At 67.2% G+C, this 23,433-nt stretch carries 22 protein-coding genes and 1 pseudogene; 10 read left to right on the top strand and 13 right to left on the bottom strand.

The window, feature by feature from the left end; translation table 11 throughout:
* Positions 1-46: 46 nt before the first annotated feature.
* The 4 genes from AB0P03_RS10730 to AB0P03_RS10715 form a co-directional block, all read right to left on the bottom strand.
* Positions 47-1,762: an ATP-dependent helicase gene (locus AB0P03_RS10730; protein ID WP_363628508.1), complete on the bottom strand. Its 1,716-nt coding sequence runs from the start codon at positions 1,760-1,762 to the stop codon at positions 47-49.
* Positions 1,752-3,599 carry an AAA family ATPase gene (locus AB0P03_RS10725; protein WP_363628506.1) on the bottom strand — a complete coding sequence of 616 codons (1,848 nt, stop codon included), beginning with the start codon at positions 3,597-3,599 and terminating at the stop codon, positions 1,752-1,754. The genes AB0P03_RS10730 and AB0P03_RS10725 overlap by 11 nt, the downstream gene beginning before the upstream one ends.
* Positions 3,600-3,875: 276 nt before the next feature.
* Positions 3,876-4,970 (bottom strand): XRE family transcriptional regulator, encoded by a 1,095-nt coding sequence (locus tag AB0P03_RS10720; protein ID WP_363628631.1) that lies wholly within the window; start codon positions 4,968-4,970, stop codon positions 3,876-3,878.
* Between the two features lie 37 nt (positions 4,971-5,007).
* Positions 5,008-5,643 carry a hypothetical protein gene (locus AB0P03_RS10715; protein ID WP_363628504.1) on the bottom strand — a complete coding sequence of 212 codons (636 nt, stop codon included), beginning with the start codon at positions 5,641-5,643 and terminating at the stop codon, positions 5,008-5,010.
* Between the two features lie 337 nt (positions 5,644-5,980).
* Here AB0P03_RS10715 and AB0P03_RS10710 point away from each other — a divergent pair.
* Positions 5,981-6,360: pseudogene (locus AB0P03_RS10710) on the top strand (flavoprotein); the annotation flags it as partial.
* Between the two features lie 817 nt (positions 6,361-7,177).
* Here the strand turns inward: AB0P03_RS10710 and AB0P03_RS10705 are convergent.
* The 3 genes from AB0P03_RS10705 to AB0P03_RS10695 all read right to left on the bottom strand — a co-directional run bounded on the left by AB0P03_RS10705 (position 7,178) and on the right by AB0P03_RS10695 (position 9,923).
* Positions 7,178-8,455 (bottom strand): tyrosine-type recombinase/integrase, encoded by a 1,278-nt coding sequence (locus AB0P03_RS10705; protein ID WP_363628502.1) that lies wholly within the window; start codon positions 8,453-8,455, stop codon positions 7,178-7,180.
* 187 nt (positions 8,456-8,642) lie between these two features.
* The gene (locus AB0P03_RS10700) at positions 8,643-9,164 is read right to left on the bottom strand and encodes a hypothetical protein (RefSeq protein ID WP_363628501.1); all 522 of its coding nucleotides are present in this window, start codon (positions 9,162-9,164) and stop codon (positions 8,643-8,645) included.
* Positions 9,165-9,305: 141 nt separating this feature from the next.
* Positions 9,306-9,923, bottom strand: a complete 618-nt coding sequence (locus AB0P03_RS10695) for a helix-turn-helix transcriptional regulator (RefSeq protein ID WP_363628499.1) — start codon at positions 9,921-9,923, stop codon at positions 9,306-9,308.
* Between the two features lie 244 nt (positions 9,924-10,167).
* On the opposite strand from AB0P03_RS10695, the gene AB0P03_RS10690 reads away from it, so the two are divergent.
* The 3 genes from AB0P03_RS10690 (at position 10,168) to AB0P03_RS10680 (ending at position 10,975) form a co-directional block, all read left to right on the top strand.
* On the top strand, positions 10,168-10,383 hold the full coding sequence (locus AB0P03_RS10690; RefSeq protein WP_363628497.1) for a helix-turn-helix domain-containing protein: 216 nt from the start codon (positions 10,168-10,170) through the stop codon (positions 10,381-10,383).
* Positions 10,380-10,610 carry a hypothetical protein gene (locus tag AB0P03_RS10685; RefSeq protein WP_363628495.1) on the top strand — a complete coding sequence of 77 codons (231 nt, stop codon included), beginning with the start codon at positions 10,380-10,382 and terminating at the stop codon, positions 10,608-10,610. Before AB0P03_RS10690 ends, AB0P03_RS10685 begins: the two co-directional genes overlap by 4 nt.
* Positions 10,611-10,753: 143 nt before the next feature.
* Positions 10,754-10,975 (top strand): hypothetical protein, encoded by a 222-nt coding sequence (locus tag AB0P03_RS10680; protein ID WP_363628493.1) that lies wholly within the window; start codon positions 10,754-10,756, stop codon positions 10,973-10,975.
* 100 nt (positions 10,976-11,075) lie between these two features.
* On the opposite strand, the gene AB0P03_RS10675 is transcribed toward AB0P03_RS10680, so the two are convergent.
* Positions 11,076-11,216, bottom strand: a complete 141-nt coding sequence (locus AB0P03_RS10675) for a hypothetical protein (protein WP_363628492.1) — start codon at positions 11,214-11,216, stop codon at positions 11,076-11,078.
* A 113-nt stretch (positions 11,217-11,329) separates the two neighbouring features.
* On the opposite strand from AB0P03_RS10675, the gene AB0P03_RS10670 reads away from it, so the two are divergent.
* On the top strand, positions 11,330-11,650 hold the full coding sequence (locus AB0P03_RS10670; protein ID WP_363628490.1) for a hypothetical protein: 321 nt from the start codon (positions 11,330-11,332) through the stop codon (positions 11,648-11,650).
* A gap of 145 nt (positions 11,651-11,795) precedes the next feature.
* On the opposite strand, the gene AB0P03_RS10665 is transcribed toward AB0P03_RS10670, so the two are convergent.
* The gene (locus AB0P03_RS10665; protein WP_363628488.1) at positions 11,796-12,407 is read right to left on the bottom strand and encodes a hypothetical protein; all 612 of its coding nucleotides are present in this window, start codon (positions 12,405-12,407) and stop codon (positions 11,796-11,798) included.
* 517 nt (positions 12,408-12,924) lie between these two features.
* On the opposite strand from AB0P03_RS10665, the gene AB0P03_RS10660 reads away from it, so the two are divergent.
* Genes AB0P03_RS10660 through AB0P03_RS10650 form a run of 3 tightly spaced genes read left to right on the top strand, consistent with a single transcriptional unit; the run spans position 12,925 to position 18,076 of the window.
* The gene (locus AB0P03_RS10660; RefSeq protein ID WP_363628487.1) at positions 12,925-15,108 is read left to right on the top strand and encodes a protein kinase; all 2,184 of its coding nucleotides are present in this window, start codon (positions 12,925-12,927) and stop codon (positions 15,106-15,108) included.
* Positions 15,105-17,237: a PQQ-binding-like beta-propeller repeat protein gene (locus AB0P03_RS10655; RefSeq protein WP_363628486.1), complete on the top strand. Its 2,133-nt coding sequence runs from the start codon at positions 15,105-15,107 to the stop codon at positions 17,235-17,237. The genes AB0P03_RS10660 and AB0P03_RS10655 overlap by 4 nt, the downstream gene beginning before the upstream one ends.
* Positions 17,238-17,263: 26 nt before the next feature.
* Positions 17,264-18,076, top strand: a complete 813-nt coding sequence (locus AB0P03_RS10650) for a hypothetical protein (protein ID WP_363628484.1) — start codon at positions 17,264-17,266, stop codon at positions 18,074-18,076.
* A gap of 447 nt (positions 18,077-18,523) precedes the next feature.
* Here AB0P03_RS10650 and AB0P03_RS10645 read toward each other — a convergent pair whose 3' ends face one another.
* From AB0P03_RS10645 to AB0P03_RS10630, 4 genes are all read right to left on the bottom strand, one after another.
* Complete coding sequence (locus AB0P03_RS10645) at positions 18,524-18,892, bottom strand: helix-turn-helix domain-containing protein (RefSeq protein WP_363628482.1); 369 nt, start codon at positions 18,890-18,892, stop codon at positions 18,524-18,526.
* A 657-nt stretch (positions 18,893-19,549) separates the two neighbouring features.
* Entirely contained in the window at positions 19,550-19,765 is a 216-nt protein-coding gene (locus tag AB0P03_RS10640; RefSeq protein WP_363628480.1) for a hypothetical protein, read from the bottom strand.
* Positions 19,766-19,913: 148 nt separating this feature from the next.
* Positions 19,914-20,948 (bottom strand): C40 family peptidase, encoded by a 1,035-nt coding sequence (locus tag AB0P03_RS10635; RefSeq protein WP_363628479.1) that lies wholly within the window; start codon positions 20,946-20,948, stop codon positions 19,914-19,916.
* 638 nt (positions 20,949-21,586) lie between these two features.
* Positions 21,587-22,030 carry a helix-turn-helix domain-containing protein gene (locus tag AB0P03_RS10630; protein ID WP_363628478.1) on the bottom strand — a complete coding sequence of 148 codons (444 nt, stop codon included), beginning with the start codon at positions 22,028-22,030 and terminating at the stop codon, positions 21,587-21,589.
* A gap of 306 nt (positions 22,031-22,336) precedes the next feature.
* On the opposite strand from AB0P03_RS10630, the gene AB0P03_RS10625 reads away from it, so the two are divergent.
* Both AB0P03_RS10625 and AB0P03_RS10620 read left to right on the top strand, forming a co-directional pair.
* Entirely contained in the window at positions 22,337-22,654 is a 318-nt protein-coding gene (locus tag AB0P03_RS10625) for a hypothetical protein (protein WP_363628477.1), read from the top strand.
* An 8-nt stretch (positions 22,655-22,662) separates the two neighbouring features.
* A complete protein-coding gene (locus AB0P03_RS10620) occupies positions 22,663-23,409 on the top strand; it encodes a hypothetical protein (protein ID WP_363628476.1) in 747 nt (248 codons plus the stop codon).
* Positions 23,410-23,433: the final 24 nt, after the last annotated feature.

Below are 23,433 nucleotides of genomic sequence, written 5' to 3'. Positions count from 1 at the left end.
GCTGCTGTGGCGAGGATGGCGGGCCACAGTCTTGGCGCAGACTTGGTTATGGTGTACGGGTGCCGCACAGGGCCTGGCCGCCTTGAGGCCGCACGAAGAGGACAACTGAGCGCGCTCTGGTGATGGCGACGCGCAGGAGTCGTCGTTGCGCCAGGACCCGCTCCGCTTCCCAATCCGGGTCGAGAAGACGGCCTGCGTAAGGGCCTTCGTAGATGACGACTCCGTCGAACTCCTTGCCCTTCGAGCGGTGCATGCTCATCAGGGACACGGGCTCTACGGGTTGCGCTGAGGCGGTCAGGGCTTCTGCACTGAGGACGGCGCGTACTGCTCCGACGGCACCGTTGTAGGAGACTGTTCCGTCCCACGAGTCGGTCAGAGCCCAGGCGAGGGCGTCGGTGGCGTTCAGTAGACGTAGAAGCCGGGCATGCTTGAGGACTTCGTTGAGTTCCGCGGCCCCGGTTAGCCGGGCACGAGCGGTCGTCCAATCCGTCACAGGTTGCCCGATGAACGAGAGGCCGGTGTCGTAGGCCGCAGCGAGCGCCTTCACGCTCTTCGACCTGATGGGCCTACCTTCGACCAAGGCTGTCAGGCCGTTCTCCAACGTCTTGATCTTGTTGCGGGCGCCGACGGTGCCGTTGGCGAGCTTCTCGCGATAGAAGTCGGCGACGCTCCGTACTGTGTTCGCGATAGCCGAGGTTCGCGTCAGGCCCGGCCACTCCATGATGGAGGCGACCGCGTAGCCCGCGGCAGCGGACAACTCGGGATCCCATTGGAGTGCGTGGTCGACGGCGGGGATCGTCCGCCCCTCTGCCCGTCGCTCTGTCGACAAAGCCTCGGAGACGGGCCAGAGGATGGAGTTCACGCTGGCGAGGACGGCGATAGTAGGTGTCCGGCCCAGCTGCTCGGCCAAGTGTTTGCGCATGGCGATGACGCCCTGGTGGACGACCACAGGCCCGGGGACACCCCAGCCCGGGGTGTAGGTCGATGTGAAGATGCCTTCAGCCTTGCGATGCGGCACGTTGCGCAGGACAGCGTTGGCGAAGTCGAGCAACCCTCCTGCTGGGCTCCGATAGTTGTCCTTCGACAGGTCGAAGAGTGTCGGCTGGAGGCACTCGACCGCCTCGTCGAGTCGGCCCTCCTCGACCCCGTCCAGGTGGCCGAAGATTCGCTGGTCGGGGTCGGCGAGACAGATCACGGTGGAGGTGGCGCTCAGAGCCTTCACCACGCGCCACTGGTCGGTGTTGGTGTCCTGGAACTCATCGACGATGATCAGCGGGTAGATGCTGCTGTATAGGGCCCGCACGAACGCGCTGCGCTCCAGCAGATCCGCCGTCACGCCTGCGAGCAGGTCGAAGACGTACCTGCCCTCTTCAGCGGCGAGCCTGCGCCGTTCGACCTTCCAGTCCCCATCGAAGTCTGCTTTCAGCAGCCGCTCGCGGTCGGGGGCGATGAACCTGGAGGGCTGGCCGGTCAACAGCCGTCCGTGGCTTCGGACAATCTCGAGGAACGAAGCATGGAAGGTCTTGACCTCCAGCCTCTCTCGTCCGATGCGATCGAACACGTCGGCCATACGGTCGGTGATCTGGCGCACCGCGGCCCTCGAGAAGCTCAGGAACAGCACGCGCTGCTCGGCCTCGAGGGTATCGAGGACCTTACGAGCCTTGAGTAGCGCGATCGAGGTCTTACCACAGCCGGGCCCACCGACGATGACAAGATGGCCAGCACAGTCGAGGATCTCCTGCCTGACCTCGTCAATCCTCATCGAGCACGCCCGCCGGCGATTCATCCTCGTCGCCCGCGCTTTCGGTGCGGTCAGCGGAGCGCAGGTCGCTGTCGATGGCGAGCAGGAAATCGGCCAGAACTGCCGGCACGTCGCTGCGGCTCTTACACTCGGCGATGAGCAAGGCGCCGTACCCATCTGCCTTGCGGGCCACCAGCACTTCTAAGGTCAGGCAGCGTACCTCCTCGTCGCTGGCTCCAGCCGCTGGGCGTGCACACCCGCTGGGGTAGTCGTCACGCTGGGCGACAGCCGAGAGAAAGCTCCGCTGAATATCCACGGATACTTCTGCGACCAAGAGCTTCTCGACGCTCCTGTACGCGAGTTCTGTGTAGTGCGTGAAGTCGGCGGTCTTGGCGACGAGTGCTGGCTTGAAAGGCGCGGTCGGCTGGTCGTGGAAGCCGTAGACCGGCTTGTTCAACGCCTTGAACACCGGGGCGAACAACGGCACGCTGACATCGTTTTGGGCGTCGAATACGGTCACGCCGGCAAGGTCGATGTGAACGTAGTCGGACACCGCCGGGTCAGCCTCCAGAACGTCCGACACGGCTGGGAACAGTGCCGCCTCTGTGGCGCCTTCGACCACCAGCACAGCGCGGGCCAGGACTGCTTCGGCGAACTGCCGGCGGTAGACGCGGTACTTGCTCGGCTTGAAGTCCGGCGGGAGTGTGATGCCCCTGCTGGCCAGCGCGCCCTGTCGATCGCGGGTGATCACCACGGTCCGGGAGGCTTCGAACTTCTCGATGACGTAAGGCGAGTGGGAGGTGACGATGACCTGGCCCATGTGCTTCAGGACGAAGTCCACCAGGCGCCGCTGGGCGTGAGGGGGGAGGGCGATCTCCGGCTCCTCGATCGCGAAGATCACCGACTTGTCGCCCTTGAGCTCGGCGATGTAAGTGAGCAGAGCGAACACGAGGAGGTTCAAGGATCCTGTGCTGAGCCGGTTGAACGGCACCGAGTGAGTGCTGGGCTGTGTCGCAATGAACAGACGGAGGACCTCGCGCAGGTGCTCCCTCGTGATCTCCGAGGCGCGGAAGTCCACCGGGTCGGGATTGTCGCCCAGGGCTACGAACCGGTTGATCCGTTCGTGGATCTCGGTCCGGATCTTGTCGAACCCGGAGTCCGCAGCGGCGATGGTGACCTGATCCAGGTTGCGCAGAGTGCTTTCCCACAAGGGGCCGGCCAGCTCAGCCTCCAGGCGGACGATGGTGTCTAGCAGCGAGCCGCGCTGGAAAGTGAGTGCCCGGTTGCCGGTCCGGTTGGGCCGCAGGTACAGGAAGCCGCAGTGCCTCTTATCGGTACGGGTAAACGGCTTCAGGTTGGCTCCGGGTGCTGCCGCCTCGTCACCGGCTGGCTCGTCCGCCAGGTTCTCAGGGTGGGCAAAGAAGGTCCCCCCGGCGAAATCGTCCTCCTGCGGGTCGTAGCGACCGCAGAAGATGACTGGCAGGCACCACTCGCCTGTACCGGCCTCGTTGAGCCCGTTCGTGTCGAGGTCGAGAAAGTCGTTGGTCTGACGCGACCAAAGACGCAGGTGACTGCCGAACCGCCGCTGGGCAACCTCCGACAGGTCGGTGAGAACGACCTCTACCCGGACCTCGGGCAGCTCTCCCTCACGCTCCTGGTACTGCGCACCGTAAAAGTCGTACTCGTCGATCACCGGGCGCCTGGCCATCCGCTCGGGCCCAAGGACCAAGTCCAGCGCTTCGCAGATAGTCGACTTGCCCGCACTGTTGGACCCAGCCAGCAGGCAGTGGCCGTCCAGGAGGACAGTGCCTTGCTTGACGCCGCGGAAGTTCTGCAACTGGACTCGTCTGACCTGCACGCACCGCCCCGCTCTCCAGGGCGCGGACGGCCCCGAACCGTGTTCCCGTGCTACGGCAACATTCGCAGACACGCAGCGGTGCGCCGAAGGTGCACAAAGCCTACTGGGTAAAGTCGCCAGGCAGACGTCTCTCGCCTGGACGCGGCTTCCTGCCCCGGAAACCGCAGACGAAGGCTTCCCTGATGGGAGGTCAGCTGTCCCCTGAGTTGCACCGGTGGGCTCCCTGACCAGCTCACCAGGGGCGGGACGAGACGGTGTCGCCAGCACTGCGGGCGGCTATCCCTTGATCAGCCTGAGTGCTGGCCGGACCGGAGCGGAACACTCACCGCCTCCGTTGACAGTGACGGGTACCAAGCCAAAGACGTAGTCGTTTAGTTCCTCATGGAAGATGTTCATCTGCGCGGCTACGTCGGTCGGCGACATGCTGGTCGGCGGCTTGCGTAGCGCCTCGAAGACCTTGGCCAGCAGCTGACTGCTCTCACGGACCATGGAGGATCCGGGTTCGGCGGTGCGGTATCCCATGCTTGCCAGTTGCTTCATCGCCTGGTTGTAGCGCCACTCGGACAGTAGGTCGAGCTTGCGCAGGCGGTAGGTCAGAGCCATCGCGGACACACCCCAGCGGCGCTTGGCGCTCAGGATCCGCTCCACCGAGGCGTTGTTGAGCCGCTGCGCGGTGATCCCCGCCTTGGGCATGAGAAAGGCAGAGGCGAAGTCGTTCGCCTCGCCCTCGGAGTCACGCCCATGGGGGATGCGGTGCTCGCAATGCAGGACGAGGTGACCGAGCTCGTGGGCGGCGTCGAAGCGGCCTCGTTCACCGGTCTTACGGGTGTTCAGGAAGACAAACGGTGTGCCTGACTTGATGGTGGAGAAGGCGTCCGCGTCCAGGCAGTCCGGCGCCAGCGAGAACACCCGGACACCGTTGGCCTCCAGCAGGTGCACCAGATTCGGTACTGGGTCCTCGCCCAGCCCCCAGTACGCCCTGAGTTGCTCTGCGGCCTGTTCCGGTCCCAGGTGCGGGTAGGTGGGGACGTTGGGCTTCGGCAGCTTGAAACGCTCCTCCAGCCACGTGTTCAGCGTGGCCGCCACCGTCCCCGAGCTGAGCGCGCTGTCGCGCTCCAACGCGCTCATCTTCGACGGCGCCCGGAAGCTCACCATGTCGGGCAGCATCTCGCCGGGCGCCGACGCCTCGAAGAAGGACAACGGGTACCGCAGGGCCTGGGCGAGCGAGGAGAGCGACTCCTCCGACGGCAGTTTGCGGTGGTTCTCAAACGCGGTAATGCTCTGCGCCGAGACTCCCGACTCCCGTGCCAGGGCCGCCAGCGTCATCCGCCGGCGCTTGCGCGCGAGAACCAGCCGTTCAGGGGTGAACACTTTCCTCAACTCCCATGTTGTACCCAGGTAATGCCTGTTAACCCCCCAGCAGTTCCACCATGACCTCGGGGCCACTGTCGTCTCCAGGCCCGTCAAGCAGGGCGACGTCCACCCCCGGGTCGCCCAGGTCGGGCAGATCCAGCGGGATCCGCTCCAGCCACTCGTCGACGAGCTTGCCGTTCATCTTGATCGGCAGAGACAGCTCGGCCAGGAGCCTGCCCTTCTCCCGCTTGTAGAGCAAGCACCAGGTGGGAATGTCGTCCAGCTCGCGGCCGTACAGGATCTCGTCGCGGCTCATGAGCGCGAACTGCCCGTTGCGCTCCACGATGCGGGCCATCTTCGGCCCCTTCGGGTTCTTGGAGCGGACGGTCGCCTCCAGATCTCCAACCCCGCCGGACGCGCTCATCGCGGTAATCGCGTGGCTCCGGGACGGGTGGATCGTGCGCAGGATGCTGTCCCGCGTTGTGTACTCCCACCCCTCCTCCGCCTTCCTCTCACCGATGAAGCGATTGGCGCGGCTCCAGAAAGTGGTGCCTCGCATCGCCGGCGCGTCGAAGTCGGTGCACCGGCGGGCCTCATCGCCAGCTGCATCGAACGCCTCGTGGAACAGGTCGATCGTGAAACCGAGCTGGGCGAGACGCTCCACGCACCACTCAGCACTGAGGTTCTGCAAGGACCCCTCCAGACAACCGTAGGTTTCATAAACCATACCTCATCTGAGGGGGCGTTTATGAAACCTCGATCATCATCGCACATCAGTTCGTATCTGTCATCCCAGCTCGTGAGTCCTTCATGCCGGGTGAGCAGGGCGAGCGCGAGCGACTGGCTGGCGTGCCGCGCGAGCCGGGTCGAAGACCAGGTGGCATGGCCAAGTGCATCCTTGAGGTTCGCCACCGCTGACTCGACCACAGGCTGTGCACGTTCGTCTGGGTCAACGGCCCGACTCAGAAAGATCCCGGCCTGCGGATCTGGAAGCACGGGCCACCGACGGCACACTGACCCTGACCTCTGACGGCACCCGCGCCGAGTGCCTGGACGAGATCCTTGTACTCACCGGCCTCCGCCCCGGCCTGTCCTTCCGTACCGAATTGCGCCTTGCCTTCGACGACAGCCTCCAGGCCCCCGCCGCCCTCGCCCCGCTGATCGACCCCAACCAGCACTGCTGTGGCACCTTCCACCCGCACGGCGGCGCCGAGCTCTCCCACTCCCACCCTGAGAAGGACGTCCATCTGATCGGCATGAAGTCCTACGGCCTCGCCCCGACCTTCCTCGCCATGACCGGCTACGAGCAGGTCCGCTCCGTCACTGCCCACCTTGCCGGCGGCCACGACGCTGCCACTGCGTCGAACTCACCCTCCCTGAGGCTGGCGTCTGCGGGGGTGCCGGTCTCTAGGGCCAGCCCGATGCCATCAGGAACAGGACGGCGGTTGCTGTGGAGCTCCCGCTGCACCTCAGCTGATCACTCGCAGCGTTTCGTCGGCAGGCCGCTCCTGTTCGTCCGAGGGCGCCGGCTGCCCGTCCTGCGCATGGTCCAGATCACCGGCTGGGGCGTGGCTCTACTACGCGCTTTCCATGCTGCTGTCCCGCATCACCGGTCCCCTTGGTGGTTCACCCGGCTGACCGCCGGGCCTTGGCGGCGTTGTTGACCTCCGCGCCGGCCGAAATCGCCATCGACCGTCTGTCGGACCGGAGCGACCCTAGGGCGGCGACTACGGCAGGCTCCGCTGCTTGGGGAGCACGGGTGGCGCTTCGCCTGCGGGGGTGGCAGTGCGGGTAAGAGATCGAACCCGCTGGGTCAGCAGCCGCGAACGATGACTACTGAAAGTAACGAGATGGCGTGCTGCCCAGTGCTGGCAAGGGCAGTGGGGTGATCATCGCGAGTTCGATCTACCCGTGCTCATTTCACACTCATTTCACATCGCGAGCCCGAGAGGTATTGCAGCCGACCCCTCGCCAGACGTTTCCGCAGGTCAGGGGGGGTCCTATGGGTCGTAGTAGTGCTCGAACATGCCTCTGACCTGCGAAAATAGGGGTCGTGCGGAAGATCATTTCACAACCAGTGCACACCCGGCGGCCTCAACGGATGAGCCGTGTCGAGAGACACTGAGAAGCGATGAGCGCATCGCGTCGGCCATCCGCACCCGCCGCTACGCAGCGCCACCGATCTGGAAGGCGCGACGATCGCCAGGCCGTCGCAGGTGCCGATGCTACGCGGCGTGCTTGTAGCGCCGGCCGATCGCCTCGCGAGCCTTGCTGAACGACCGCGCCACCCGGTGGACGTACCTGCGGAGCGTGAAGGCAGGGTCTTCGTGGCCAAGGAGATCGGCCAATGTGTAGATGTCGACTCCCTCGTTCAGGGCCTCAGATGCGAACAGGTGCCTGAGTGAGTGCATCATCTTGTCCCGGCACTTTTCCCACAGCCGGCCGCGGCCGACCGGTTTGTCGTTCAGCGCCTGAATTAGCCCGATCTCCTCAAGGGCCGCTTTCCAGAGCCAGTTGTAGTAGTTTTTATTGATTGGCTTGTGCTCGCGAGACGTGAAGAACAGCTTCACCGTTACCGGCGGACCATTTTTTTCGATCCATGGGAGTGTGATATCAACCGGAGGGAAAAGGCGGATGTGCTCGGCAAGAAGGAACGCCAGATCGTCTCCGATTGGAACCATCCGGTCCTTCGGGTCGTCCTCGCCGCCGCCCTTTGGAGGGGCAAATACCATCACGCCGCGGTCATGTGCAATCTGGCGACGGATGTGAACGACCTTCTCCTTATGGAGCCAGTTGACATCGTCGGGGCTGAACGCGAATATCTCGCCCTGTCGCATCCCGATGCCGCGGCCGCAGTCGACCGTGACCTTGTATCGGTCCGGAAGGTTCTGCTTGATGCCTTCGGAGTCTTCCCAATCCACGGGAAGTTCCTTTGGTGTCTTGCGCTGACGCCTCGGCTTGACACGCTGGACCGAGCGTGAGGCGCAGGGATTCTTCAGGATTAGGCCGTCGTCAACTGCCATCGTGATGATGGAGTTGAAATGGCTAAAAATCAGGCCGGCGTACGTCTCTCCGATGGTGCGAAGCATTCCCTTGATCCACGAGACGATGCGCGAAGGAATCAGGTCCTTGATCTTTATGTGCCCCAGCGGTTCGATGATGTAGCGATTCACGCGCGCGATGTACTGCGGCTCGGTTCGAGGATTCCGAAAGACAAGGTCTGTCAGCCACTGCTCCGCCAGACTTTTGATGAGAGTAGCGCCCTTATCCTTGGCGATGTAGGTGCCCTCAGTGACGCTCGTCTCGATCTTTGCCAAGTGCTGCTTGGCATCGTCGTACTTGTCGAAGCTCTCGCTGAGCTGCTTCCCATCGTGGTCCCGCCACCGAGCTAGCCAGCGCTTGCCTTGGCCGTGACTGCTCGACGCTACCTTTTTGTGGGCCGTGCACTTCTTTTCCCCGGCGGCCGGGCGCGACTTGTGCCAGCGATCGTAAGGCTCAGACATGTGTTTTCACCGTGCTTCATTGCGATTTGGTCCATGGTGATAACTCCTTCTTTCTGCCCGTTCGAATGTGCGGCTTCTGCCGCATTTCGGGTTGCATGGTTTATCGGTGGTCCGCACGCGGCGTGGGTGGTGACGGCGGCGTGGTGTGGAAGCGTAAGGGCCGGAGGCTGGGGCGTTGGGCCGGAGATCAGGCCGGCCGCGGGATCGGCCGAACGCCGAGCGCGGGATTGCTGGGCAAGTGCCCGTAGCGGACGCCGAGTTCCAAGGCACGCTTGAGTGCTGCGAGGACGTTGTTGATCGTGGCGACGCCTAGCTGGCCTTCGGCGCGCAGGGTCGACATCAGGCGCTCGACATCGGCTCGGGCAATCGTGATGGCGAGCCTGCTGCCAAGGCGAGGCAGCACGTGCCGGTCGAGCGGCCTGCGGTTGGGGAACCTCGGCGCCCCCGGCCGGGCAGACCATACCGGCAGAGACGACCAGCGATCTACTATGTCGCCGAGCGTTAGCGGTGCCCGGCCGTGGGCGATATCGGCCCGCACGGCCGCCGCGAGGTGCGGGTTCGGCACGCTCAGGCTATGGGAAGTGCCCGACTCGTCGCGCCAGCGGACGCGGTAGCGGGCTGGCGGGGTGCGGCCGGCCGCGCGAGCGCGTTCGACGGCCAGCAGGTAGTCCGCGTGCTTACCGCGGTCCTCGATCCGAGCGTGGAGCATGGTCTTCTGCCAATCTTTGATGGGTGCATGCCATAAGATCGCCTCTTTTCTGCCCGTGCGGGTGCGGGACCGGTCGGTCGCGCAATCGGGTTCGCTGAACTGGCGTCGCGGCGGTGCCGAACGCCTGGTGGTGTGGCGGCCCTACTCCGAGCCGGAGTCGTCCGGTTTGAGTAGGGCAGCGAGTTCTTCCGGGCTTGCGCCCGACTGAACCGCAGCGTTGATCTTCGCCAGCGTCGCTGCCATCTCCGAGTTGAAGGCTGCGGTCATTGCGGCGGCCCGGTCCTGGAGCACCGAACTGGTGAAGTCGGCGAGTGCCTGCTGGCTGTCGCCGGCCGGCATCCGCTGGATGGCCGTCGAGTAGAACTGCCTGGCGTCGCCCTGGGGCAAAGCCTTCTGTCCGCAGAACCACTCCAGCAGCAACTCGCCGTCACCGATCGCCACTTCGGGAGTCAGTAAGACCTTTGTGCCCGGCTCGGCCTCGTCCGGAAGGCCGAGCAGATGGATCGGCGAAATGCCCAACGCCACTGCGAGGGCCACGACTTCGTCGATCGACAACTCGCGCCGTCGAACGCCGTTCGCGTCGCGTCGGCCCGTCTCGATGTTGGCCAGGACGGGGGCCGTCAGCTTGGTCGCGCCAGCCTCGTGGCAGGCGGCCGCTAGTTGCTTCATGGTCCACCCGCGTCGATTTCGAGCCTCCTTCACCCGAAGAGCTACCGCGTCGCTCACCGACAGGGTCGACGGGGCCGAGTTGCTCGACATCTGGCCTCCTTGCTTGTCGTATCGGCAACTCTACTCATCGCCTCTCGATCGCGCAATCGACAACTTGCCAGGCGCCTGCTCTTGTCGAATCGACAAACTCCCGCAGTGGATTGCCGGGGGCAAGGATGGCCTGCGCCAAAGATGTCGAAACGACAACTTGTTCTGTCGTATTGACAAGCCAGGTAGCGCTGTTCGATGCTCATCTCGGTTGTCCAAATGACAAGTGAAATTGTCGAAATGACACATGAACGGAATGTGGGTGCTCATGAGTACGGACAGGTTGTGGACCTTGCAGGAACTCGCGGACTTCCTGGGTGTGCCGACGCAGTCGATCTACCAGATGAACTGGAAGGGCACCGGACCGCGGAGCTACAAGGTCGGGCGCCACAGGCGGTACGACCCGCGGGACGTGCGGCAGTGGTTGGAAACCCGCTCCTCCGACACGGGGGGCGGGCGATGAAGCGACAGCTCGGCGCGACTCGCCGCCCGTGGTGGTCCGCGGACGACGCGGCGATTTACCTCGGCATCACGAGCGCGGACCTGCGGGAACTGAGTGGTGCAGGCACCGGCCCCAAGTACATCGAGACCCCTGACGGCCTTCGGCGCTACCGGCCGTCCGACGTCAAGCTCTGGGCCTCGGCGGGTTTGGTGCGCGACAGTCGCGGATGGAACGGGGAAGCACGGTGACGCAACGGCGGCAGGCCAGCGTCCCCGCTCACCGGCCGACCGGCCCAGGCGGATGTCCGCTCCCGCCCCGCCCACCGTGACCGGAGCCGCTCATCCCGACAGAACGGCGCCGGAACCGCCCCCGACCATCGCAGGAGTTCAGCATGAACAACATCACCCACGACCGCTACGCCAAGCAGCCCCCCACCACCTGGATAGGCTGGCACTGGATGGCGACGACCAAGGATGGCTCCGGCCAGTACCTACGCGGAGTGATCATCGACGTGCGCCCCGGAGCCGTTCACGTCCAGTGGCGGCCCTCGGACGGTCAGGATGAACGCGACGAGTGGACCACCACCGATAGGGGGACGCTGGCCAGGGAGTGAAGACAGGCAGAAGGCCGGGGCCTCACCGTTCACGGTGAGGCCCCGGCCTTCTGCCTGTCTACGCGAGACGAACCGGTGGCCGGCGCCGTCGCCGGTCAGGTCAGCCAGCGTGGTCCAGCAACTCCGCCACCGCGGCGCCGTACGCCCTGGACCGCTCCCACACCGCGTGGCGGTCACGGTTGGCCTGTCGGAACTCCTCCTCCAGGCCCGCCCGGACCCGCACCCCAAGGCCGGGGTGCAACCATGTCTGCGCCTTCCAGCTGGTCTTGCCACTCAGACGGAGCTGCGGGCGGCGGGGCTGCTGGAGATGTCTACAACGACGTGTGCCACTCCGTCCACGCCCAGCGGGAGGAGATGATCCACAACCTTGAGGCCGCCGCGGACGCGGACTGGGAGGAGAACGAACCGCTGCTGACCGCGATCGGCATCGCGCGCTACCGCAAGGAGCAGGCCGAGGGCGAGATCCGCCGACTGATCGCCTACGGCCGGGAGTTCACCCGCCCGCGCCCCTACAAGCTCTCCGACCTCGCCGCCGCCGGCATGTCCAACTCCGGAATCCGCACAGCTTACGGCCCCGGCGAAGTCGCGGACGTGGAGCAGACCCTCGGCCGCGCAGCCCGCGAACGGCGCGCGCCCTCGACGGACGAGGCGTCCGACACGGACAGCGCCTCGTGACCAGCCGACGGTCCTCGCCCCCCGCCGCCGCATAGCCGACAGGAGGAGTCCCCCGGCCCCGGGATAACCCCTCCTCCAGCGAGATTTTCAGGAGGCCTCTGGATACCGTGGCGGCGTCTGTCCGAGCAGCCGGTCCTACGTAGAGTCAGTCCTGCAGGTTTTCCATCCGGTCGAGGAGGGTGGCCAGTAGTGCCGAACGGCCCTCTTCCGCACGAGTCACCAGCTCTCGTAGCCGCCGCAGGTCCTCCGGGCCCAAGGCGGTGCCGAGGTTCTGGGTACGGAGCGCTTCACCGACAGCGGATCCGGTCATGTCCAGTGAGGTGACGATGCCTGGGAGACCTTGAAATGGGCTCCGCTGGCGTCGGTGAAGCCACCTCCGTTGGCGTGAGCGCTGCCGCCCGCGCATAGCCTCCTCGGTACCGGGAGAGAGCGCGAGGCCGAATCCGTCGATCGTCGTCATCTCTGCCGCATCCGTGACGGCGCTTCGTTGCACTTGCCAGCCGGCCATGAAGTCGTCCCTGGAGGCTGGCTGGCCAGACTCCAGGCTTTCCACCGTGTCCGACAGGTACTTCAACGCCTCCCGGGTGCTTTTGCGCAAGGCAATGAGCCGACGCATCTCCTCCTCGGCACGGGAGCGTCGTCGGATACGTTCCGCTGTTCTGGTCTGGAGGGCCGACGAGAAGATGGTGGCCCCCGCTCCCAGTACGGCTCCCCCGGCCACGCCGATCAGACCGAAGAGCGCTGCGCTGTCTGCCATACGGACATCTTTCATGGGTGGGCAGCCACGTGTCAGGGACTTTCCGAAGCAGGTGCAGCAGAGTTGAGAGCGGCAGGCCAAGCAGGGCAGGGGCGGCTCGGGGCCGAAGCTCCTCGCCGCCCGCTCGCATGCTGCCGAAGCCGCCGGCGACTTCGTGCCCGCGCTGGAGCAGTTCTTCGGCAGCTCGGGCGACCTGTCGCCGGCCACCGTCACCTGACTGACCACATCGACGGTGGCCTGGCTGCGGCCGCCGTGGACATTAGTGAGGACCGCCTGCAGCAGTTCGGGTTCTTCGGCAACGCAGTAGGGGATGCACAGCGCGCGGGCACTCTGGGGCGGATTTGCCGCTGGTGATGCCATCGGGCTAGTGCCAGACCAGTTCGGGGCCCAGGCGACCGCCGGCAGCACGCCCGGCCGTCGGTGGGACGGCAGCCGATTGTGCGAAAGGGAACCGCCGGATGAGTTGCACGTGTCACTGTGTCTGTCTGTGATGACGGCAACACTCTGGGGAGGCCTGGTGGCGGCCGACAGAAACGCCAAGGGCACGCGGGTACAGCAGGCTGTATTCGTGGGCCCGCATCAGTTGCTGCGACTACTGGGCACAGGCGGGATGGGGGAGGTGTACCTCGCCCGTTCGCCCGGGTTGAGATTGCTCGCGGTGAAGGTGATCAGGGCTGAGTACACCGAGGACCCGCAGTTCCACCGCCGCTTCCAGCAGGAGGTTGAGGCCGCGCGCCGGGTGACCGGTTTTCACACGCCGCCCGTAGTCGATGCGGAACCGCGCGGTCGTCGGCCCTGGATGGCCACGTCCTACTTACCCGCGCCGGACCTCGGCGAGGTGGTACTGCGGTTCGGCACCCTCGGCGAGGCGGGAGCACGGGCCCTGGGCGCCGCTCTCGCCGAGGCGCTGGCCGCGATCCACGCGGTGGGGGTGGTGCACCGCGATCTTAAGCCGGGCAATGTGCTCATCGCACGGGACGGTCCGCGCGTCATCGACTTCGGAATCAGCCGCGCTTTCGACGCCGCGCACCTGACCCGGACCGGCATGGTGTGCGGCACACCTGGCTACGTCGCCCCCGAACGCATCGTCGCCGACTCAACCACCACCGCCGCGGCCGACGTGTTCTCGCTCGGCTGCCTGCTGGTGTACGCACTCACCGGCCGCACGCCGTTCGGTGACGGTGAGCCCGCACAGGTCAACCGGAGGGTCGTCTACGAGGAACCGGACCTCTCCGGAGTGCCCCCCACGCTGCTCCCCTTGGTGGCCTCCTGTCTGGCCAAGGACCCCGTTCGACGGCCCACCGCGACGGCCGTGCTGGGCGCACTGGCCCCTGCCGATCCGGCGGCGCTGCTGAGCCCGGGGCTGCTCGCCGACCTCGACGTCCGGGAATGGCAGGCCGAGGCCGATCTGGGCGCCCCCCAGGCCGATCCGCCCGCTTTACCGGTGCGGACATGGCAGTCCCTCAGCCGCCGCGGCCTGTTCGGGCTCGGCGCCGGGCTCGGCGCGAGCGTGGCCACCGCCGTCGGCGTGCCGCTGCTGCTCACCCCTGGCGCCCGGACGGTGGGCAAGGCCGTAGACGCGTGGGGAGCGACAGCGGCAGGCTCCGGCACGCCGCCCTCCGCTCCGGCGCCACTGTGGAGCACTCCGATCGACGGTCTGACGATCCTTCACCAGCTGTCCATGCTCGGTGCCACCCCGGTGTGGTGGAACGAGGGGCAGGCCGCAGCCAGCTTCGACGGGGCGTCGGGTCGTCGGGTCTGGTCCCGGCAGGACGTGCAGTTCTTCCAGGTGCAGAACGACCTGATCTACGGGACGTCCATGGACTTCGCGAACCTGGTGTGGCTGAACGCCGGGGGCGAGAGCCAACAGAGCCTACTCACCGTGCCCGCCGCGCAGCGCGACTACGCCGCGATGAGCCTGCGAGTCTTCGGCGCGGACAGCCAGACGGTGGTGCTCGCACGCCAGACCTCACTCAGCGGCGGCGGGGTCGTGACCGGGGCCGAGCTGAGCAGCGGGGCGGTGCTGTGGCAGCAGGAGATCACCCAGGTCCTGGCGGTGAGCTCGGCCCGCCACATGGAGGAGAGGATGAGCGGTTCCGGCAGCTCGATGGGCCTGGTCGCCGACGGCCGCTGCTACTACGAGGACAACGGCGTCATCCAAGCGGTGGACCTGCGCACCGGTGCGTCCCACTGGCAGGCCACCGGCGTTGTGCCGGGGAATACCGGGCTACCCTCGCGGCTGCTGCGTACCGGCGAGCTGCTGCTGGTCGTCCAGGGTGTCGCGGTCGCCGCCCTGGACCCGGCCACCGGGAAGCAGCGCTGGGCGGCTCCCGCAGTTCCTCAGGGGGTCTTCGGCTGCGCGCTCGGGGCAGGCCGGCTGCTTCTCTCCGGGGCTCAGGGCACCGCCTACTGTCTGGACGTCACGACGGGCAAGGGGTTGTGGCACACCACCGTGAAGGCGACGACCGGGGTGAACGCGGACCCGGGCTTCCGGGCGCCGTCAGCCGGAGACGGCTTCTTCGGGGTACCCCTGCTCGACGGATCGTCCGGCGCAGCCGTCCTGGACGCCGCCGACGGCGCGATCCGCTGGGTGGCGAAGGCCGCCTCCGACGAAGGCTGGTGGACCACCGCAGCCAGGGGCGGAACGCTCTTCTGCGGGTCCGCCACCACCCTGCGAGCCTTTCGGGCAGACGGTGCATGAGCACGCGGAGCATCGGCCCGTACCGCGTGCTGCGGCGACTTGGCGCGGGCGGCATGGGCAATGTCTACCTGGCCACCACCGACAGCGGACGCCCCATCGCGGTGAAGACCGTGCAGCAGCAGTACGCGGCCGACGCCGATTTCCGGCGCAGGTTCACCCAGGAGGTGGCGGCGGCCAGGGCAGTCAACGGGGCCTACACCGTGGCGTTGGTGGATGCCGACACCGAAGCGGAACTTCCCTGGCTGGCGACCGAGTTCGTCGTCGGCCCATCCCTGCACGAGGCCGTGGCACGGCACGGCCCCCTCACCGGGCCCGCGCTACAGGTGCTGGGGGCGGGGCTGGTAGAGGCGCTGACCGCGATCCACCGCGCCCGGATCATCCACCGCGACCTGAAGCCCTCGAACATCCTGATCACCCGGGACGGCCCGAGGGTGATCGATTTCGGCATCAGCAAACCGACGGCCGACGCGCAGCCCACCGTGAGCGGTGAGACCATCGGCACCCCCGGATTCATGTCCCCCGAACACGCGGCGGGCGAGGACCTTACCCCCTCCAGCGACCTGTTCTCGCTCGGCGCCGTCCTGGCCTTCGCCGCCACCGGCCGCCCACCCTTCGGCGAGGGGCCTGCGGCGGCGCTGATCTACCGGTCCGCCGAGGAGACCCCGGACCTCGACGGAGTACCGTCGGACCTGGTGGGGCTGCTGGTGCGCTGCCTGGATCGGGACCCGGCCCGGCGGCCCGCACCGGCCGAACTCGCCGCAGCCTTCCGATACGGTCCGGCGGTCGGCACCGACTGGATGGGCGAGGCCGAGCGAACGGTACGCCAACGCGAGCGGCACTTGGCCCAGGCGCTGAGAGACCCGAACGGCACCCGGCGCCGCCTGCTCGTCCTCGGCGGGACCCTGCTGGCCACGGCCGCCGCAGGAGGCGCCACCCGGGCCTTGTGGCCTGACCCGGCCGACGGCACACCCCCGACGGCCTGGTCGGTCACGCTCCCGCGGACCGGCATGGCTCCTGTCAGCTGCGGGCCGGCAGCGGCGGTGTGTGCGGACCGCACCGGAGTGGTCGGCTACGCCCGCACCGACGGGCGGACGCTGTGGAGCAGCGACGCGCAGACCGGCATTCTCTCGGTTGGCGACGGCAGCCGGGTGTGGACCGTGGACTCGGCCGGCGTGGTGCAGGCGCGCGACGCCCGCAACGGCACGACGCTCTGGCGTGGGGCCGAAACCGTTCCCGGCGCGCAGTCCGTGGCCCTGCCGCTGCCCGGCCTGCTGCTGGTCACCGGCAAGGACAGCACGCTGCACGCCTACGACGCGACCGACGGGGGCCAGCTCTGGACCAACGCCACGCTCGGCAACACCTTCCACCTCCAGAGCACGGCCGCGGCAGGCCTGCTGGTCGTGATGCTCCCCCCGGATCAGGTCACGGTCACGAGCGGCGCCTACCACTTCACGGCGATCGACCGCGCGACCGGGCGGCAGCGCTGGTCGCTCGACGCCCTGGACCTGTATGCGCCGCCGACCGGCAGCCGGCTGTACGCCTTGACCTCGGATATGGCCCTGGCCTCGGTGGACGGCCAGGATGGCGCCAGCGTCTGGAGCCGGCCCACCGGCCTTCCGCAGGCCCGCGCGACGTTGTACTTCGAGTCCTACCAGGGCTCGCTGTCGCTCCACCAGGACGTGGTCACCTGTCTGCCGCCCGGAATCGTGACCGCCTTGGACGAGCGGGTCAACACGGCGGCCTTCGACTCCGCCCAGGGCACCCGGCTCTGGGGCGGACAGCACAGCGGCTCCGTCATCGGGAGCGCGGACGCCGCCGGGGTGCTCGTCCTGGGCGGGCCGCAAAGCGTGTCCGGCACCGAGCTGCACACCGGGCGTACCGCCTGGACCTGGCAGTCACCCCAAGGCCCCGCTACCGTCCGGGGCGCCACCGGGAAGCTGGTCCTCCTCACCACACCCGCCGCCGCCGGCGGAATCACCCTGCGGGCGCTCACCGCGACCGGCGGCACCCCCCAGTGGCAGCAGACCTTCGCCCGGCAGCCAGGCGACCCGAAGGTCCTGCTCCAGGAATCGACCCTGCTGATCAGCTACGGGACCACCCTCACCGCCTACCACCTGCCCAGCAGCTGACCCTCCCGCGAAAGGTTCACCACAAGATGGCAGACACCGAGGACACCCCGCCCCCTCCGGAGCCACCGCAAACCGTCGCGCCCACCCATGTCCTCCCGGAGCAGCCCACCCCGGCCACCCTCCCCGACCCGGCGGACCTGCGCCCCGCCGGCCCCACCCGACGGTGGTCCTGGCTGCTCGGCGGCCTCACCGCCGGAGCCGGAGCCGCCGGCCTCGCACTGAGCCTGGTGGCCAACCTCGTCAACCCGGCGCCGACCTCCGCCCCGACCACTGCGGCAACCGGCTCCGGCGGGCCCCTCTCTTCCGCCCCAACCACTGCGGCTGCCGTCCCTAGCGGGCTGCCCTCCTCCGCCCCGGCCGCCGCGCCCTACACGGCGCTGGTCGACAGCTGTGCGCTCCTGCGCCCGGAGACCGTCGAGCGCTATATCAAGGGAGCAACCTGCACCGCGCCGGAGCGCATCGAACCTGTAACCATGTCACTCGGGTCTTGGACGAGCAAGGACGCCATCGCCGGTGTCACCGTCATGCTGAACCCCCAGGCAGCGTCCATCTACCAGCGGATGCTGACCACCAACCAGAAGACCGACGCGGGCGCTAAGGTCACCGACAACCGGACCGTGCCCGGCCTCGGTGACCAGGCGACCCTGCGCTACATCTCCCACAGCGCCAGCTTCGGCCAGGCCGAGCTCACAGTGGTCCAGCGCAACGCGCTCGTCACTGTCACCTACTCTGCGTCCACCCAATCCGGCCTGGAGCTCAAAGCCGTTCCCAGCGACACCGCCGAGGCCGCCGCCATCGCCTGTGCCAAAGACGCCCTCGACACGCTCACCACCTCGTGAACCCCGCTCGGGACCTGCACCTACGCTCGCCCACCGCTTCCTCGCGGGGACTTCACGCAACCGTTGGCTGTCAGCAAGCGGCTTCTGAGAGGACGTTGAGTTCTGGTAGCGGCCGCGTTCGGGTTGGTCGAAGAGTCCCTGACGGACGAGTCGTCCCTGGCGGGAGCGGGTGACGTTGATCGAGGGCTCGTCGGTGGGCAGTCCGAGGAGTTCATGGAGGTCGCGAACCTGGAAGACCCGCCCTGGGTGCTCGTTGGAGGCGGTCACGACGCGCTGGTAGACGGTGGTGGGCTCCTCGGAGGCCTGTGCGTGGTCGGGCAGGGCGAGGCCGTCGATGACCTTGCGGGTGGTGACGATCTCGGCGAGGCAGGCCTCGATCTCGACCAGGGCACGGGTGAATTGCTCGATCTGACCAGCGGAACCGCACCCAGCCGAGCTTCGACAGCTTCACCCGGCCCACGTTGCGGGGGACCCCGCTCCACCCGGAGCTGCTTGCCGTCCGAGTAGCGCATCGACGGCGCCCAGCGCCGCTGCGAGCGCCACCGAACCCGGAACGGGCCGTGTCGACGGCAGGCACCCTCCAGATCCCGAAGGGTCTGCTGAAGAATGTGCGACGGTGCCTCGGCGAACCAGGGGAAGTCGGCCTTCGGCTCCGCCATCTGCCAGCACTGATCGACGTAGCCGCTCGACTGGCCGCGACGCCGGTACTCCTGCCAGCCCTACGTTCCATACCGCCCGGCAGATCGAGCCGAACGTCTCGGCCAGCACGGCCTGCTCAACGCTCAGCTCCAGCCGGTACTTCCGCCTGGCCAGCACCCGCCCCCTCTCATCAGGAGCCGAAGGTACCGAGCACCACTGCGCACCGGGGCCGGTCCGCCCTCGCCTCACTCCTGTGGGTGGCGCTCACCAGCGCGCCGGACCGCCGGGTAGCCCGCACCTGCTGCCTACCAGCGCTGACGTACAGAGCCCAGTCACTCAACGCATCGACTCACAGAACGCACATGATGTGACCTGGGATGATGGTGGCTTCCGGTGCGCAGAAGGCCGTCGTTCTCTGGAAGCCCGAGGAGGCACTCCGGACCCGGCAGCGGGATTACCCGCCAGATCCCGGCGTCGTCCCAGGAGACGGCGGCGTTTCGCCACCAGCGAGGAGCAGGTGCTCTGGGAAGAATCCGCCCGCGGGGAAGCCGCAGCGGTGCGGGTCGGCTGGCGGCGCGGCGGCGCAGGGCGAACCGGGCGGCCTTGAGCAGGGCGGCGTCCCGCGCCCGGCTAAGGGCGACGGCGGAGAACAGTTCCTCTTGGCTGGCGCGGTCACCGGTGGGCCGGGCGCGAACGGCTTCCGCTCGGCTTGCGGCGCTGCGCGCCAGCTCCGTCCGTTCGGAGAGTTCGCTGACCGTCCGGCTCCACGAATGATGGATCATGATCCCTGCTCATAGGTTGAGGGCACTGCTGGTGGTTCCGGCACCGCCCGAGCTAGTCGAAGTCGGCCGGCCTGTGTGGCACGAACGAGGGGCGAGCAAGACGCGGTATGCCGTCGATGCGGGCCTGGCGTGCGATTGAGTTCAACAACTGCCTTGTGGTCAGGCCGCGGTGGGCTGCTTCGACTTCCACCGTCTTCATGGGATCGTCAGCCTTCGCCAGCAACTCCCACAGCTCGTCGCGCACGACGAGCACGGGTGGCTGTTCCATGTGGGTCCTTCCTGGGGGAGCGGGATCAGTCCAACAGGCCGGGGCAGCCAGCAGGAAGGGTGGCGGTCCGACGACTTTGCCGCACCACCCTCCGGCCGAGTTGTCGCCGATGTCGACGGCCACTCGATCGGATGACGACACGATCAACCTACGAGGGAACGATCCGGCGAAAGGCCACCGCCTGTTTGTCCCAATATCCGCCGGTGAAGGTCGTGATCTGGATGTTCTTGCCTGTCCTTGGCGCGTCTAGGACAAGGTTCGACCCTAGATACATCCCGACATGACCGGGCGAGGTCGGCGTGCCGTCGCTACCGGCCAGGAAGATGAGGTCACCTGGCTTGAGCTGCGATGCGGCGTAGACCGGCGTCCCGTTGAAGACCTGCTCGAAAGTCGTCCTGCTGATCTTGATCCCGGCAGCCTCGTACGCGCGCAGCATTAGACCGGAGCAGTCGTAGCTCGGATCGCCGGTGCCGCCCCACTGGTAGGGCATCCCCAGTTTCGAGATGCCGAACTTGATCGCGGTCACGACCTGGACGGGTGTTCCGGCTGGGAGGGAGAAGCCGGCGGGGAGGTTGATGGCGTCGGTCGTTGTCTGGCCGTCGCCGTTGCCGAGCGAGCAGTTCGTGGCATTCCCGCTGTAGGTGGCCACCAGCTGCTGAGCGGTGCTCTCCCACTTCGCGTAGGCGGACGGGAACGCGCTCTGCTGCACTCGCTGGGCGGCCACGGTGACCGGCAGGATATCCCACAGCGGAACCTTCACCAGTGCGGCATAGAACTTGGTCGCGCTGTAGACGGGGTCCATGATCTGTGCAGGTGAGCCCCAGCCCTGCGACGGACGTTGCTGGAACAAGCCGATCGAGTCCAGGTCCCCGGAGCTGAGGTTCCGAAGCGTCGACTCCTGCAAGGCGGTCGTGATCGCGACCACCGCGGCCTGGGGCGGCAGCTGGAGCTGGACCGAGACCTGATAGATGATCTGGCCGTTGTTGATCTGCTCGGTGGTCAGTTGCTGTCCGTCCGCAGCGACCTTCCCGGGCGCGACCGGTTTGAAGCATCCCAGCCCGCCGCTCGCACCGGGGACGGCGGGAGTGGCGGAGGCGGTTCCTCCGCCGGAGAGCGCGATGCCAAGGACCACCCCGAAGGGTGCCAGGACGCCGGTGAGCGCCAGATGGGCTGCCTTCTTCACGTGCCACCTCTGAGACCGCAGCACCGGACGGAGCGCGGTCGGTTCACATCAGCTAATTGGATTGAGTCGAACCATAGGCCGATGTGAGCCACTCTGGTCAACCAGAGTGAGAGTGATCAGTGCCACTAGTTAGCCAAAGTGAATTACGTTGCACATGGCTCGCCCAGGCGAAGGCGCCGGTCGGGGGCTCGGTCGCCATGTGGCGGCCAGGTGTGCGTGGGGGGATTAGGCGCCGAAGCGGCCGAACAGGTGCTGGAGGGCGGCGGGCCTCAGGTCCGGGAATGCCAGGCGCAGGGCAGCCTCGGCGACACTCTCCGCCCCACCCGTGCGGGCTCGGGTGCTCACCGCCGCAAGCGGGTGCTTCGGCGGCGCTTCGGTCGGTGCCGACGGAGTGGCTGCTGCTGGCGACTGTCGAGGTACTCGCGAAGGGAAGTCCTGGTCCAGTTGTCGATTGCCGCAGAGCTGCGACGCGCTCATGAAGAAGCCTCCCTGATCGGGAGGCAGTCTTGCGGAGCGGGCGACGGTAGTCGGCCGGTCACTCCTCCCGGCTCGCAGAACTGTATGCGAACGGGCACTCGGAGTGTGCCAACCATGTGAATTTGTGATGATCTGGCTGGCGGCCTAGCGTGTGGTGCTCGTCACTCGGGTGCGGCGCCGGAGTCGGGCAGGCCCTCCATTGCTCGCGCCGATTGGATCATGGCAGCGATGGCCGTCATGCTGCGCTCCGAGAGCCCGTCCGCGTCGAGCGCCATCTGTCGGATTGATGCGTTGCGCAGCGCGCCCGCGAGGCGGAGCTGCTCGTTGGTCCGCTGCGCCGTCTCCTCCTCGTAGAAGTAGAGCGGAGAGACTCCGAAGAAGTCGGCAATCGCCGTGAGGCGACTATGCGTTGGGTCGGTCCGCTTGCCCTTGCGCAGCTGCCATAGATAGGTGGGTCCGAGGACCTGGTGGCCGGCCTTCTCGTTGATCGCTTGGGCGACTTCGGGGTTGGTGTACGGGGCCCGGTCGGCAGGGTGCACCGTCGCGAACAGGTGGTTCAACCGGCTCGCGATCGACCCGGACTCGGCGGATTCTTCGGCTGGCATGACGCGCGTAGCACTCCTTGTTTCTGACTAAGCCTCATCGTTGCGCACAGTGACGCTGATTAGCCACCGTAAACAGAGAGTGGCGAGGTGAGCCTAGTCACATTCACTTTGGTTGACGCGCCAGGCTCGCGAGCGCTTATCGTTTGCTCACGGCCAATTAGCCAGAGTGAATTGCACTGACCTCACGTGCTGAACCCAGGTGAAGGCCGCCTCATTCGCCTCCCCGTGCCCGATAGCAGGGGCGGCTCCTTCTGGCCAGGACGATCCCGCGGGATCGCTGGCGCGTCTGCCTTCCGGGAGCCCGGTATGTCCCTTGCCCTGCAAGCCGTTCACCACCTTGCCGACGTTCACTACCTCGCCGATATCCAGAATCCCGCGCCGGCCGACCCGACCAACGGCAGCAAGGGCGCGAACCTCCTGCTGAGCTATGCGAAGTGGGGCGCCCTGATCGCGTGCGCCGTCGCCGCCGTGGTCTCCGGCGGCCTGATGGGCATAGGCCACCTCAGCAACCGGCCCGACTCCGCAGAGAAGGGGAAGAGGAGCCTGGTCTGGTCACTGGGCGGCGTCATCGTGACCGCCTGCGCCATCCCGGTCGTTAACACCGTCTTCGGCGCTGCGGCTTAGAGCGCGTCATGAACCAGTTCCTTGACCGCCCTCGCCGCCGGATTCTGCCGCTGCTCCTCCTCGGGGTCGTCGGCCTGCTCGCCTTTGTCGCCATCGGGGTCGCCATCGAGTCCAGCAACGAGCCCCGTGGGCCCAAGGTGTTCACGCCGCCGGCCGCCATCCCGCCGCCGGGGTCGGTCACCGGCGTGGACTCCACCGGGTCGCCCGCCCCCGGGCTGACCGGCCCGCTCCAGCTTGTCCGTGGGGAGCGCCTCGTCAACGGGGTTCAGGTGGGCTACCCGCATTCCACGGTAGGCGCTGTTTCAGCGGCGGTCGAGTACTGGCGCCAGCTCGGCTCCACCCTTGAACCCGACCGCGCCGCGGCCGTTGCCCGGCTCGTCGCCGTCGACTCATGGTCCAACGCCGCAGACGTCCTCGCCCAGGGCCCGGTCGCCACACGCAAGGGGCTCGGCCTGCCGAAGAGCGGCCAGTTGCAGCCCGGCACCTCCGTCGTCCTGTCGCCCGTCGAGTACCAGGTGCGTTCGGTCGGTCCCGACAGCGTCCAGGTCCTGCTGCTGGCCACCTACACCACCAGCGTGCCCGGCACCGGGATGCAGACCCGCATGGGCGTCTACCCGCTCGACCTCACCTGGTCGGCGACCGACTGGCGCATCCCCGCCCCCTCGGGCAACTCCACCACCGACTACACCAGCCTCATCGCCGAGCCGGGCAGCCCCCAAGCCTCGGCCAAGGGCTGGCAGGAACTGAAGCGATAACGATCATGGTCATCAGCACCACCA

The sequence above is a fragment of the Kitasatospora sp. NPDC088779 genome (assembly GCF_040685395.1).
Lineage (GTDB): Bacteria > Actinomycetota > Actinomycetes > Streptomycetales > Streptomycetaceae > Kitasatospora.
Note: the sequence above shows the minus strand (reverse complement) of the source record. Positions and strands in the feature narration are given on the sequence as shown.